Annotated in this window: 12 protein-coding genes; 10 read left to right on the top strand and 2 right to left on the bottom strand. The window is 40.8% G+C overall.

Going from position 1 to position 12,641, the window contains the following annotated elements:
* Window positions 1-8 precede the first annotated feature (8 nt).
* Window positions 9-701: a two-component system response regulator RppA gene (gene rppA / locus QUB80_RS06740; protein WP_289788738.1), complete on the bottom strand. Its 693-nt coding sequence runs from the start codon at window positions 699-701 to the stop codon at window positions 9-11.
* A gap of 201 nt (window positions 702-902) precedes the next feature.
* Here rppA and hisG point away from each other — a divergent pair, with 201 nt between their 5' ends.
* On the top strand, window positions 903-1,547 hold the full coding sequence (gene hisG, locus QUB80_RS06735; RefSeq protein ID WP_289788737.1) for an ATP phosphoribosyltransferase: 645 nt from the start codon (window positions 903-905) through the stop codon (window positions 1,545-1,547).
* 129 nt (window positions 1,548-1,676) lie between these two features.
* Window positions 1,677-2,159 carry a DUF29 domain-containing protein gene (locus QUB80_RS06730; RefSeq protein ID WP_289788736.1) on the top strand — a complete coding sequence of 161 codons (483 nt, stop codon included), beginning with the start codon at window positions 1,677-1,679 and terminating at the stop codon, window positions 2,157-2,159.
* An 11-nt stretch (window positions 2,160-2,170) separates the two neighbouring features.
* Here QUB80_RS06730 and QUB80_RS06725 read toward each other — a convergent pair whose 3' ends face one another.
* A complete protein-coding gene (locus QUB80_RS06725; protein WP_289788735.1) occupies window positions 2,171-2,716 on the bottom strand; it encodes a GrpB family protein in 546 nt (181 codons plus the stop codon).
* Between the two features lie 364 nt (window positions 2,717-3,080).
* Between QUB80_RS06725 and nifJ the strand changes: the two genes are divergently transcribed.
* From nifJ to QUB80_RS06685, 8 genes are all read left to right on the top strand, one after another.
* Window positions 3,081-6,728 carry a pyruvate:ferredoxin (flavodoxin) oxidoreductase gene (nifJ, locus tag QUB80_RS06720; protein ID WP_289788734.1) on the top strand — a complete coding sequence of 1,216 codons (3,648 nt, stop codon included), beginning with the start codon at window positions 3,081-3,083 and terminating at the stop codon, window positions 6,726-6,728.
* A gap of 317 nt (window positions 6,729-7,045) precedes the next feature.
* Window positions 7,046-8,077: a dihydroorotate dehydrogenase-like protein gene (locus tag QUB80_RS06715; RefSeq protein ID WP_289789091.1), complete on the top strand. Its 1,032-nt coding sequence runs from the start codon at window positions 7,046-7,048 to the stop codon at window positions 8,075-8,077.
* 319 nt (window positions 8,078-8,396) lie between these two features.
* Window positions 8,397-8,933: a universal stress protein gene (locus QUB80_RS06710; protein WP_289788733.1), complete on the top strand. Its 537-nt coding sequence runs from the start codon at window positions 8,397-8,399 to the stop codon at window positions 8,931-8,933.
* A gap of 34 nt (window positions 8,934-8,967) precedes the next feature.
* Window positions 8,968-9,471 (top strand): bidirectional hydrogenase complex protein HoxE, encoded by a 504-nt coding sequence (hoxE, locus tag QUB80_RS06705; protein WP_289788732.1) that lies wholly within the window; start codon window positions 8,968-8,970, stop codon window positions 9,469-9,471.
* Between the two features lie 135 nt (window positions 9,472-9,606).
* Window positions 9,607-10,173, top strand: a complete 567-nt coding sequence (locus tag QUB80_RS06700; RefSeq protein WP_289788731.1) for a DUF8459 domain-containing protein — start codon at window positions 9,607-9,609, stop codon at window positions 10,171-10,173.
* Window positions 10,174-10,386: 213 nt separating this feature from the next.
* Window positions 10,387-11,169, top strand: coding sequence for a hypothetical protein (locus QUB80_RS06695; RefSeq protein WP_289788730.1), 783 nt, complete (start codon window positions 10,387-10,389; stop codon window positions 11,167-11,169).
* The gene (locus QUB80_RS06690; protein ID WP_289788729.1) at window positions 11,052-11,555 is read left to right on the top strand and encodes a tetratricopeptide repeat protein; all 504 of its coding nucleotides are present in this window, start codon (window positions 11,052-11,054) and stop codon (window positions 11,553-11,555) included. The genes QUB80_RS06695 and QUB80_RS06690 overlap by 118 nt, the downstream gene beginning before the upstream one ends.
* A gap of 161 nt (window positions 11,556-11,716) precedes the next feature.
* On the top strand, window positions 11,717-12,298 hold the full coding sequence (locus QUB80_RS06685; RefSeq protein WP_289788728.1) for a hypothetical protein: 582 nt from the start codon (window positions 11,717-11,719) through the stop codon (window positions 12,296-12,298).
* The last annotated feature ends 343 nt before the right edge of the window (window positions 12,299-12,641 follow it).

Raw genomic sequence — 12,641 nt, 5'->3', positions numbered from 1 at the left:
AGTTCTCATCAAGAGTCTGCACTAGCACCAAAGCGATATCCTTTACCGTATACGCTGTGAATCAGTTGTGTCTCTCCTGCAAACTCTATCTTACGACGTAATAGGCGTACCAGTGCAGCAATGACATTACTACTGGGTTGCTCATCATCTTTCCACAAATTTTGCATAATTTGAGTATGAGTAAGCAATTTACCAGTATTTCCCATAAAGTATTGCAGCAGTTGGCTTTCTTTTTCTGATAGTTCAATTACCCGTCCTTGCCGATAGGCGATTTGACTTTCACAATCAAGTTCTAAATCAGCTACCGTTAAGCGACTTGTCGGGGGGATATGCACTTGAGAACTAGAACGCCGCAACAAAGCCCTGACTCTTGCTAGTAACTCCCGCAGTTCAAAAGGTTTAACCAGATAGTCATCTGCACCCGCATCTAAGCCTTCTACGCGATCGTCAAGCGTATCTTTAGCAGTAAGAAACAGTACAGGAGTTGCAACACCTTGGCGACGCAATTCCTGACAAATCTCCAATCCCGTATTACCAGGCAACATCCAGTCTAAAATTAGTAAGTCGTAATTGCCTGTTTGTGCTAATTTGCGGCCATTTATTCCATCGTAGGCAGCATCTACACTGTATCCCTCACGAGTTAACACCCGACTCAAAGGATCGGTAAGTTCAGTTTCATCGTCAACTAGCAAAATTTTCATAATTAATTAGATTTTAAGATTTGAAAGCACCTTTTCAAATCAGCTATTTATAGAAAAATCCTACAACCAAGCATGAAAATCTAATACCCTATACCCTGTCACCCTTCGGGTTCGCCAGTCCCCTGTCATCTATTTTCAAATTTGACCCTAACAAGTAACCCCTTCAACTACAATCTAAAATCGGAAAACAAAAATTGCCATATGCTGACTGTCGCACTGCCAAAAGGGGAACTTCTCAAACATAGCATCCGCCTACTACAAACCGTGGGGTTGGATTTTAGTGCTTTTTTAGACTCAGGAAATCGACAACTGCAAATTACAGATATCAATGGTATAGCTAAAGGGCTTCTTGTGCGGGCGCAGGATGTCCCAGTTTACGTAGAGTACGGTCAAGCACAACTGGGTATAGTTGGTTACGACGTACTCCGAGAGAAAAAACCACAAGTAGCACAATTAGTTGATTTGCGCTTTGGTTATTGTCGGATGTCGGTAGCAGTCAAGCAATCAAGTTCTTACCGATCGCCTTTGGATTTACCCGCACATGGTAGAGTGGCATCTAAATATGTAAACTGTGCGCGTGAATATTTCCACAGCTTAGATTTACCTGTGGAAATTGTACCTTTATACGGTTCTGTGGAACTAGGGCCAATTACGGGTATGTCAGAAGCTATTGTTGATTTAGTTTCCACAGGGCGGACGTTGCGCGAAAATGGTTTGATGGAAATTGCGACACTGTATGAAAGTACGGCACGATTGATTGCCCATCCTTTGAGTTATCGGTTGAATACAGATAATCTCAGTAATTTGATTGCCAATGTTAGAGAGGCGATTTTGGCAGCAGTGTAAAAGAGTATTGTACATAGGAGACATTCGGCACATATCTGTTACAACCCGCCTATAAGAGCCAATTTACTGCCTTACTAACTCTACAGAGAACACTTTACAATAGAAACACTGTGGCTGGCTTACCCGAAGATGGCAAAGAAACCGATGCCTGCACTAAACCTCTACGAAACCGATTTTTACGCTTGGACACAGGAACAAGCAAGGTTGCTCCGCGACAAAAAGTGGAGCCAGATCGATCTGCCAAACTTGATAGAGGAGATTGAATCTTTGGGTAAGCAGCAACGCCAGGAACTTCGCAACCGTTTGAGCGTGTTGATTGGGCATTTGCTGAAATGGGAATACCAACCCCAACATCGTAGTCGTAGTTGGCTGGCAACCCTTCGCGTACAGCGCCGTGACACGTTACGATTACTGAAAGACAACCCCAGCCTCAAATCTTATCTTGATGATGCACTGCAAGAAGCGTATGAAAATGCTAGAGACTTAGCAATGGGAGAAGCCCTACCAGAGCAAACTTTTCCGCTTGCTTGTCCCTACAACTTAACCGAGATTATGAGCGATCGCTTTTATCCTGGTGAGCCGAGTGAATTAGTAGACAATTGGGGAGCGTGAACACCTCTAAATCAATCTATTTGCAATGCTCGCCACTCTGCTGCCTTTTTATCCATTTCTTTGATAAACCCATCTTTCCCATCCATGTAGCTCTCAATATAATCGGGATACTTCTTTGCAAGTTCGCGCTTGAGTTCGCTGTATTTCTGCGCATCTTCGGAATGGGCAATCATATAATCTCGAAACGCTAAGTGGCGCTCTATCTGTTCTGAACCAACTTCAAATGTGTGAATATGGTGTGTCCTTATACCTGCTTGATTATGCTTGCGGAAATAACGGCGTCCTGGTATACCATACTCACCCATTGCTTCATAACCCAATGCCTCTATTGCGGAACTCTGTTCATCAACTTTTGTAATATCTTTAACTTCAACCAAAATATCGATAATCGGCTTGGCATGAATTTGGGGAATGGCTGTGCTGCCAATATGATGTACAGCAACCAGATTTTCGCTCAATGCAAGTGTAATCTGCTTCGATTCAGTTGCAAATGCTTCTTGCCAATTTGGATCGTGGGGAACAACTTCTACTCTGAAGAAATTTACGTTCATTGACATGACTAATAATCTCTACAGGCTGCATTAGAAGAAAATACACCTAACACCCTCTTAATTCCAGATACTTTGCAAGGGGTACTAAGATTTCTGATGCTCCTCTGATTCCTCACAACTTCCTCAAGTTTTACTCTTAACCTTCAAAGTAGATTGGTACAAATAAAGTTGTCATTTGAAATATGCAATGTCAAAGCCACAAAGGTGATGAATCTAGCTTAGTTTAGAACTTACGCACGAGTTACGGAAGAATAAAACCACTCCAGGCACAGAGGACACGGAGGAATAAGAGTTAGAGAGGTATTTTGCGTAAGTTCTGTTAGTTATTCTACTAAATCTTATTCTCGCCAGAGTCAAAAGGCCGAGGAAAATGAAAACTAAAACTTTTGCAACCATAGATGGTAATGAAGCGGCTGCCCAAGTTGTCTACAAACTCAATGAAGTGATTGCAATTTATCCGATTACTCCCTCTTCACCTATGGCTGAGTGGGCAGATGCTTGGGCTTGTGAAGGCAAAGCTAATATTTGGGGAAATGTTCCGACAGTGGTGCAGATGCAAAGCGAAGGTGGTGTCGCAGGTGCAGTACATGGAGCTTTGCAAACTGGCTCGCTGACAACTACATTTACAGCATCACAGGGATTGTTGCTGATGATCCCAAATATGTACAAAATTGCCGGGGAATTAACGCCTACGGTTTTTCACGTAGCCGCGCGATCGCTTGCCGCCCAAGCCCTCTCCATTTTTGGCGATCATAGCGATGTGATGGCAACCCGTGCCACTGGCTTTGCCATGCTGTGTGCCGCCTCACCACAAGAAGCCCATGATTTTGCTTTAATCTCCACACGAGCAACTTTAGAATCAAGAGTGCCTTTTGTACACTTTTTTGATGGCTTCCGCACCTCCCACGAAATTAACAAACTCGAACTGTTAACTGAAGAAGATTTACGCAGCTTTATTCCAGATCAATTAGTACTGGCTCATCGGCAGCGCGCCCTCACTCCTGACAAACCCGTCTTACGCGGCACGGCACAAAACCCCGATGTTTACTTCCAAGCCAGGGAAACTGTTAATCCTTACTATTTAGCTTGCCCAGACATTACTCAAAAAGTCATGGACGAATTTGCCGCTATGACTGGGCGGCAGTACAAACTTTTTGAATACTATGGTGATGCCGCCGCCGAACGAGTAATTGTCCTTATGGGTTCTGGTTGCGAGGCAGTGCATGAAACAGTAGATTATCTTAATGCCCAAGGTGAGAAAGTCGGTGTAGTGAAAGTACTGTTGTATCGTCCGTTCGATAGCAAGCGCTTTGTCGCCGCCCTACCAGAAACAACAAAAGCGATCGCTGTTCTTGATCGCACTAAAGAACCAGGTGCAGCAGGTGAACCACTGTATTTGGATGTTGTCACTGCCCTCACAGAAAACCCGATGCCCAATGTCCAATGCCCGATACCCAAAATCGTTGGTGGCCGTTACGGTTTATCATCTAAAGAATTCACACCAGCGATGATTAAAGGTATTTTCAACAATCTTGCTGCTAGTGAACCTAAAAATCATTTCACCATCGGCATCAATGATGATGTCACCCACACCAGCTTAGATTACGATCCCAACTTCAACATTGAATCAGACAGTGTAGTTCGAGCTATTTTTTACGGCTTGGGTTCTGATGGTACTGTGGGAGCTAACAAAAACTCAATTAAGATTATTGGGGAAGAAACAAACAATTACGCCCAAGGCTACTTTGTCTACGACTCGAAAAAATCAGGTTCTATTACAGTTTCTCACCTCCGCTTTGGCCCTCAACCGATTCGTTCTGCTTACTTGGTGAATCAAGCTAACTTTGTTGCCTGTCACCAGTGGGGATTTTTGGAACAGTTGGATATACTCGCCCACATTGTTCCTGGTGGTACTTTCTTGCTCAATAGCCCCTACCAACCAGAGGAAGTGTGGAGCCGCTTGCCGCGATTAGTACAGGAGCAAATTACCCAGAAACAGCTGAAGTTCTACGTAATTAATGCCTATAAAGTCGCCCGCGAAGCAGGTATGGGTGGACGAATTAACACAGTCATGCAAGTTTGTTTCTTTGCCGTATCTGGAGTATTGCCACGAGAAGAAGCGATCGCCCAAATTAAGAAATCCATCTGCAAAACCTACGGTAAAAAAGGCAACGAAATTGTGCAAATGAACCTGAATGCTGTAGATCGGACGCTAGACAATCTCTATGAAGTCAAAGGAGAGCGTCGCGTTAATAGTAATATCGAACAGCGTCCAGCTGTACCCAACACCACACCCGCGTTTGTACGAGATGTCTTGGGTAAAATGATTGCTAAGTGTGGTGATGAATTACCAGTCAGTAGTTTGCCTGTGGATGGTAGTTATCCCACTGGCACGGCGAAATGGGAAAAACGCAACATTGCCCAAGAAATACCCGTTTGGGAACCAGATGTCTGCGTTCAGTGCGGCAAGTGTGTGATGGTATGTCCCCATAGTGTGATCCGCAGCAAGGTTTACGAAGCCTCAATGTTAGAAAATGCACCATCCACCTTCAAGAGTAGTGATGCCAAAGACCACGATTGGAAAGATTGGAAATTCACAATTCAAGTCACAGCAGAAGATTGTACAGGCTGTGGAATTTGCGTAGATGTTTGCCCAGTAAAGAATAAAGTAGAACCTCGCCGCAAGGCAATTAATATGGAACCGCAACTGCCATTACGGGCAAAAGAGCGAGAAAATTGGGATTTCTTCTTAAATATTCCCAATCCCGATCGCCGCCAGCTGAAGCTAAACCATATTAACCAGCAGCAGATGCAAGAACCACTATTTGAATTTTCTGGAGCTTGCGCTGGTTGTGGCGAGACACCGTACATTAAATTAGCTACACAGTTATTTGGCGATCGCATGATTGTTGCCAACGCCACTGGCTGTTCTTCCATTTACGGTGGCAACTTGCCGACTACTCCTTGGACGCAAAATGCTGAAGGAAAAGGCCCGGCGTGGGCGAATTCCCTATTTGAAGATAACGCCGAATTTGGCTTAGGATTCCGGATTTCGATTGACAAACAAGCAGAAATCGCCGCCCAATTACTCCAACAATTAGCAAGCGAAGTCGGCGAAGAACTAGCAAATAGTATTCTTAATGCCCAGCAAAAAGACGAAGCAGATATTTGGGAACAACGCGAAAAAGTAGAATTACTGAAGCGGCGGATAGATGAACTGCTGGATATAAAGATAGGTATTGGACTCAAAACTCAAAAATCCAAACTCCAAAATCTCAAATCCCTGGCTGATTACCTAGTTAAAAAGAGTGTTTGGATAATTGGCGGAGACGGCTGGGCATATGATATCGGCTTCGGCGGGTTGGATCACGTCTTAGCCTCAGGACGCAATGTGAATATTCTCGTTCTTGACACAGAGGTATATTCTAACACTGGCGGACAAATGTCTAAAGCTACACCTAAAGCAGCTGTGGCAAAATTTGCTGTTGGCGGTAAACCTGCTGCTAAAAAAGACTTAGGCTTAATGGCAATGACTTACGGCAACGTCTATGTTGCTAGCGTCGCAATGGGCGCACGGGATGAACACACACTCAAGGCATTTCTAGAAGCAGAAGCTTATGACGGCCCATCACTGATTATCGCTTACAGCCATTGTATAGCACATGGTATCAACATGAGTACAGCAATGCAAAATCAAAAAGCTGCTGTAGACTCAGGTCGCTGGTTGCTGTATCGGTTCAATCCCGATCGCATTAAGCTAGGCGAAAACCCACTGCAACTTGACTCGCGAACACCAAAAATACCAGTCGAACAATCGATGTATCTGGAAAACCGCTTTAAGATGCTTACCAAGAGTAACCCAGAAGAGGCGAAGCGGCTACTGGAGGAAGCACAACATGACGTGAATGTTCGCTTTTCAATGTACCAATATTTGGCAGCGCGGCACATGGAAAAACTCAACAATCATAGCGATGACATCAACAGTACAGGCAATCTCAAACAGTTGGTATCTGGATGAAAGCCATTAGTTGTTAATTGCCATTAGCCATTCTGCCTCTGGGCAGTCGCTACAACGCGCTTAACCCGACACCAGGTACCCTGCGGGAAGCCGCCCTCTGGGCGTCTACAACGCCCTTAACCCGCGCAACACACTGGCTCCTTTATGCCGGGGAAGCCTTACTTTCAGAAGCCACTTCGTGTCTACGCCAGTTGCTACAAGTCGGCAAAGCCGCCCAACGCGCTGGCTCACCACCGCACTGGCTCCGCAAGGGCGTGCTGCTCTCTGCCCTCTGCCTTATTTTCAGATTAACCATTAACAATTTTGAGAAAATTAAGATGGATTTAACTACTACTTATATGGGGATGAAATTGCGATCGCCACTTGTGCCTTCGGCATCTCCCTTATCAAAAGACACTGACAACATCAAACGTATGGAGGATGTAGGTGCGGCGGCAGTAGTAATGCATTCGCTGTTTGAAGAACAGATTACCTTGGAACGCTACGAATTGCACCATCACCTCACCTATGGTACCGAAAGCTTCCCAGAAGCCCTGACATATTTTCCTGAACCAACTAGCTTTCACATTGGTCCAGAAGAATATCTTAACCATATTCGTAAAGCAACCGAACTAGTCAAAATTCCTGTGATTGCCAGCCTCAATGGTTCTTCAGTAGGTGGATGGATTGACTATGCCAGATTAATTCAGCAAGCAGGAGCTTCGGCGCTGGAGTTGAATATTTACTATGTTCCTACAGATATGGAACTAACCAGCGAACAAATAGAGCAAAACTATATTCACATTCTCCAGGCAGTTAAAGCTGAAATTACCATTCCTGTGGCAGTTAAACTCAGCCCCTATTTCACTAACATGGCAAATATGGCAAAGCGTTTGGATAATGCAGGAGCTGATGCACTAGTATTGTTTAACCGCTTCTACCAACCAGATATTAACCTCGAAACTCTGGATGTAGAGCCTAATGTGCTTTTAAGTACTGCACAGGCGATGCGTTTACCTCTGCGTTGGATTGCCATTCTTTATGGTCGCATCAATGCCAGTTTAGCTGCTACTAGCGGCATTCACAATGCACGGGATGTCCTAAAACTGCTGATGGCAGGAGCAAGCATTACTATGCTTTGTTCCGTGCTGCTACGAGAGGGAATCGCTCACATTCGCTGTATCGAGAAGGAAATAAGTGAATGGATGGAAAAACATGAGTACGAATCTATACACTTGCTTCAGGGAAGCATGAGCCAAAAAAATTGTCCCGATCCCAGTGCCTTTGAACGCGCTCAGTATATGCGAGCGTTACAAACTTACAATCCTGAATGGGGAAGGGTTTACGAACCGTCGTATTACCTGGGGTAGTACAGTTTTTAAGAAAAAAGGTAGAGGGCAGTAGACGCGGTAGATGCGGAGCAGCTGCCGTAGGTACGGCGTATCCGTTGGTAGGCAGAAGGAAAGACAACAGAAGTGCTTCTTTCATTCGTTGCTTGCAGCGAGCCGCTAGTTAGAGGCTCACAATTTCCTCAAATTATTGTCCTATAAACTTAATTGAAGGACAAAGAGTGTGTAACAAGGATATCAAATTGGCACGCAGAAGTCTTGCTTCAAAATTTTGGAATAGCCTATTAATCAATGGTTTTCATCCAAAATCTAAAATCCAAAATTGCTATGAGAGGTTTATATGTTTAAAAAGATTTTAGTTGCATTAGATCGCTCTGACATGGGCAAGCCAGTTTTTGAACAAGGATTAGCTTTAGCAAAGATGAGTGGAGCTAGCTTAATGTTGCTGCACGTTTTATCTGTAGAGGAAGAGGGCGTTCCGTATGTACAAATAGGTTCTAGTTTTGACTACTATTCAGGAATGACGGATCAAGCCTTAGAGTTTCAACAACAGCAGTGGGAAAAGTCGAAAAATCAAGGTATTGAGATGTTGCAACGCCTGAGCGCTCAAGCAAATACAGCAGGCGTAAATGCTGAATTTACACAAAATCTTGGCAGCCCAGGGCGAGTTATCTGTGATATAGCTAGTAGTTGGGGTGCCGATCTAATTGTTGTTGGGCGTCGAGGGCATTCTGGGATGGCAGAACTATTTCTTGGTAGCGTAAGTAACTATGTCCTCCACCATGCTCCTTGTTCAGTTCATGTTGTGCATCTTGCTGCTAGTGTCAAAAAAGCTGAAACGGGAAAAGAAACTACTAGCACTTTTACCTCCAGCTAAGTACAGATTTGTGTAAATCGTAGCCTAAAGAAAAATGAAATCATCTCGCCCTCTGCCACTCTCCCATCCTAGTGGTGATAAGCGCTTTAAAATACTAGACGCAACAATGAAGCGTCATCAATATCAGCAAGATGCTCTGATTGAAATTCTCCATAAGGCACAAGAATTATTTGGCTACTTAGAAAACGATTTATTAATTTACATTGCCCAAAGTCTTAAACTACCACCCAGTCGGGTTTATGGTGTAGCTACCTTTTATCATTTGTTTTCACTTGCACCTAAAGGCAAGCATACCTGTGTGGTGTGTACAGGTACAGCTTGTTATGTCAAAGGCGCACCAGAAATTCTTGCCCATCTAGAAAAATCTGCTCGCATTCATGCTGGAGAAACAACACCAGATGGACAAGTTTCACTATTAACAGCTAGGTGTTTGGGTGCTTGCAGTCTTGCACCTGCTGTGGTTTTTGATGGTGCGGTGTGTGGCTATCAAACTGCGGAATCAGTTCAAGAACGGATTAAAGAATGGTTAAAGGAATAGAGCGATCGCCTCATTTTTTAATTCTTTCTTCCTATATGGGAGAAGAAAATATTTAATCATATTCAAAATCTGTCAATCATAATTCAAAAAAATAATTATTAATTTATAAAATTTAATTTTTTAGAACCAGAAGCCATGAAAATATATTGGCGAGTATTTATAAGCTTTACATTAGCAGTATTTTTAGTTGTTATAGTTGTCATATCTACCGATTCCCAAATAGCAACAAATTACTTTCAAAACTCTACCAAAGCATATTTGTGTTTGGACAAGTACTGTATTCAAATACCACTAGTGTTAGACACACAGCGAACACAAAAAGTACTCCAAGAGATTGCTGATAATGACTCAATTTCAATCAATTCGATTATAATTGAAGAATTTGAAAGTACTGCTAACATTATTGTCAAAGATAAAGAAGATTATAAAGTTATTCTCACTTTGAATGATGACGATGCTAAAACAGTGGGAGTAACAAAGAAAACTTTAGCAGGTGATTTATTAGAAAGAATTAAAAAAACAATTATAAAATATAGAATAACAAAACATAGAAGAAATTTATTACAAGTCATCTTCATTATTTTGATTTTCTTATCAATGTTGATACTTAGCTTTGGTATTATTTTTTTAATTAAAAATAATTTACCTGTTTCAATAAGTTTTTTGTTTAAACAAGATTTTTTAAAATTGGAATATAAATAAAGAAAAAAAGCATGGAAAAATTTTGTATTTTTTTGTGGCAAGTTACCCAGTTATATAGCGTTTATTCTTATAATAGTCTTAGGAATAAGATTAATCGTTGTAATTTTTAATGCTAATTTTTATCTAACAAATTCAGATCTAGAATAACTAAGACACCATATTATTACTTTATTAAATATTGTTGGTTTGTTCTTCATTATTGGGACTGTATTTATGTTACTTTACTGGCTCTCTAACAGTAGAGCAGGTACAGTAGTTCTTGCCTTTGAGGATACAACTCTACCATCGGAAGAAAATAATAAAACTGGAGAAAAACCTAAGCTAGGCAAAGCTATTGCTGATTCGTTAGTTGGAGAACTTCATAGAATTAGGCATATCCATACTTGTCTAACCCAAGCTATGAGAACAGGGGAAGAAGACATTCAGTTACAAAGGTTGGGAGAGTTTAACTTTCCTCCATTGACTCCCATCCAAGAAAATATAGAAAGTAATCTTACTGAAGTTGGAACTTTTGAAGTTGGTAAAACTAGTATCTCTATTGGAAGGATACTTTTAGTTCTCAAATGGTTATGGCCTTTTGGAGGTGTGAAAAGGGTAATTTCTGGAAGCGTACAAACTTACGCTTCGACAATTCGTTTGTTTGTGCGATTAGAATATCTCAATCAAGTTAAGGCTTGGGAAGTGACTTGGAAAAATGATCAGACACAGCCCATGACTGAGAAAGTAAGGGATTTAGCTTATAAAGTTGTTATGGGTTTAGTTCCTGATATTACTGCTCAAACATGGGAGGGTTTTAAGTTTTTTACTGAAGCAATTCATAACTACTACCTCTATCAACACACTGGCTTATTAGAGGATCTTCAGAATGCCGAAGAAAATTGCAAAAAAGCACGACAAGTAGAAAAAAATATCATAAGCTTGCGGATTTATTCTATAAGATTGGCGTTGCCTATCTTGAAAATCAAAAATATGATAAGACAGAAAAAGCTTTTCTAGCATCCATAGAAGTTGCTCCTCAAAGCGAGTCTTACTATTCTCACACTGGATTAGGTAATGTCTATTACGCGCAGAAAAAATTCGATGATGCTATCAATCAATATGAGCGTACTAATAGATTAAATGAAGATTTTCCCTACGCTATAAATGGTATTGGTAATATATATTTTCAGAAAGGAGAGTATCAAAAAGCGCATAAATACTATGAAGATGCTTGTACCCAAGATGATAAATACTGGCATTCTCATTTCTGGAAGCCTTACCATAATCTTGGACTAATATACTTATACGATGATGAAGAGAAGTTAACACATGAAGAGAAATTAATAAACTATAAAAAGGCTGAAAAAAGTTTAATAAAGCTATATAAATTTACAAATATTTAAAAGATGCTCAAGAATTGCATTCAATCCACAGTGGTTTAGCTTTAGCCTACCTTTTTCAAGCTACTGAAGACTTGGATAGTCTACACCAATGGACAAATAATTATCATTGTTACCCTGAGTATTTTTAGAATTTGCAAAAGATTAACAAACTAGAACTAAAGATGAAAAACTTAAAACAAGAGATTAAAAACCCAGGAAAAGAGATACGAAATATCAAACAAAAAATACTATACTTAAAACAAGATATAAAAAAAATTGAAAACAAATTGCAAGTTATTAAAAAAATAGAGCAACAAATAGAACAACAAATAAACAAAATTGACAGTAAATTAGTAGTTGCAATAAAACAGATAAAAAAAGCTGCTGATATTGCTCTGGAGAGCCAACCTTATATTTACTGGAATCTTGGTTTAATTACCCTTGCTCAAGACAAGGTAGATAAAGACAAGGTAAAGGAGGTATGTGATGCTTGGGAAAAAGCCGTAATAATTGCGTCTAATCAAAGTGATAAGCTGTGCATTGAAATCTATAAATACGCAATTAATGCTCTTCAAAAACCAAATATTCTTACACCTAAACAAGCTCTTTCAGAATGTATCGATCATCCTCTACTTCGCTTGAGGCGAGGATGGTTAAAAATTATGTTAAAGGACATGATAATTATCTCAAAAATTTTAGATGAAAAAAATGAGTCTATAAAGGCTTTAATTTCAATACTAAATAAAACTATTGAAAAAAGATGAGTAATAATTACTAGATATAGTAGTGTCTTACCATTAGAACTGATTTAAATATAACTGTAAGTTATAGTAGGTTGAGAAATTGAAGATACTTGTTTTTAATTGAGTTTATTGGGCTTGCTTTACCCCTCGCACTTCGCACCTCATATAGCTTTATGCAATAAAGAAAGCCAGTGGTATATCACCACTGGCGAATAGTATCTTGGAACAACACAGGATCGCGCCGAGATCCTGTATTATTGAGGATTCCAGAAAAATACTTTTCTGTAAACTTATATACAACTTTCATGCAACGCTGTACTGTGATATAGAAATCCGGTTTGATGACTGAAAAAAAATTAAGTGT

Origin of the sequence: Chlorogloeopsis sp. ULAP01 (genome assembly GCF_030381805.1) — a bacterium.
GTDB lineage: Bacteria > Cyanobacteriota > Cyanobacteriia > Cyanobacteriales > Nostocaceae > Chlorogloeopsis.
This window is presented reverse-complemented; position numbering and strand designations above follow the sequence as displayed.

Bases quoted from the DNA above. Each gene is read 5' to 3' on its own strand.
- rppA (WP_289788738.1), bottom strand. From the start codon at position 701: ATGAAAATTTTGCTAGTTGACGATGAAACTGAACTTACCGATCCTTTG.
- hisG (WP_289788737.1), top strand. From the start codon at position 903: ATGCTGACTGTCGCACTGCCAAAAGGGGAACTTCTCAAACATAGCATC.
- QUB80_RS06730 (WP_289788736.1), top strand. From the start codon at position 1,677: ATGGCAAAGAAACCGATGCCTGCACTAAACCTCTACGAAACCGATTTT.
- QUB80_RS06725 (WP_289788735.1), bottom strand. From the start codon at position 2,716: ATGTCAATGAACGTAAATTTCTTCAGAGTAGAAGTTGTTCCCCACGAT.
- nifJ (WP_289788734.1), top strand. From the start codon at position 3,081: ATGAAAACTAAAACTTTTGCAACCATAGATGGTAATGAAGCGGCTGCC.
- QUB80_RS06715 (WP_289789091.1), top strand. From the start codon at position 7,046: ATGGATTTAACTACTACTTATATGGGGATGAAATTGCGATCGCCACTT.
- QUB80_RS06710 (WP_289788733.1), top strand. From the start codon at position 8,397: ATGTTTAAAAAGATTTTAGTTGCATTAGATCGCTCTGACATGGGCAAG.
- hoxE (WP_289788732.1), top strand. From the start codon at position 8,968: ATGAAATCATCTCGCCCTCTGCCACTCTCCCATCCTAGTGGTGATAAG.
- QUB80_RS06700 (WP_289788731.1), top strand. From the start codon at position 9,607: ATGAAAATATATTGGCGAGTATTTATAAGCTTTACATTAGCAGTATTT.
- QUB80_RS06695 (WP_289788730.1), top strand. From the start codon at position 10,387: ATGTTACTTTACTGGCTCTCTAACAGTAGAGCAGGTACAGTAGTTCTT.
- QUB80_RS06685 (WP_289788728.1), top strand. From the start codon at position 11,717: ATGAAAAACTTAAAACAAGAGATTAAAAACCCAGGAAAAGAGATACGA.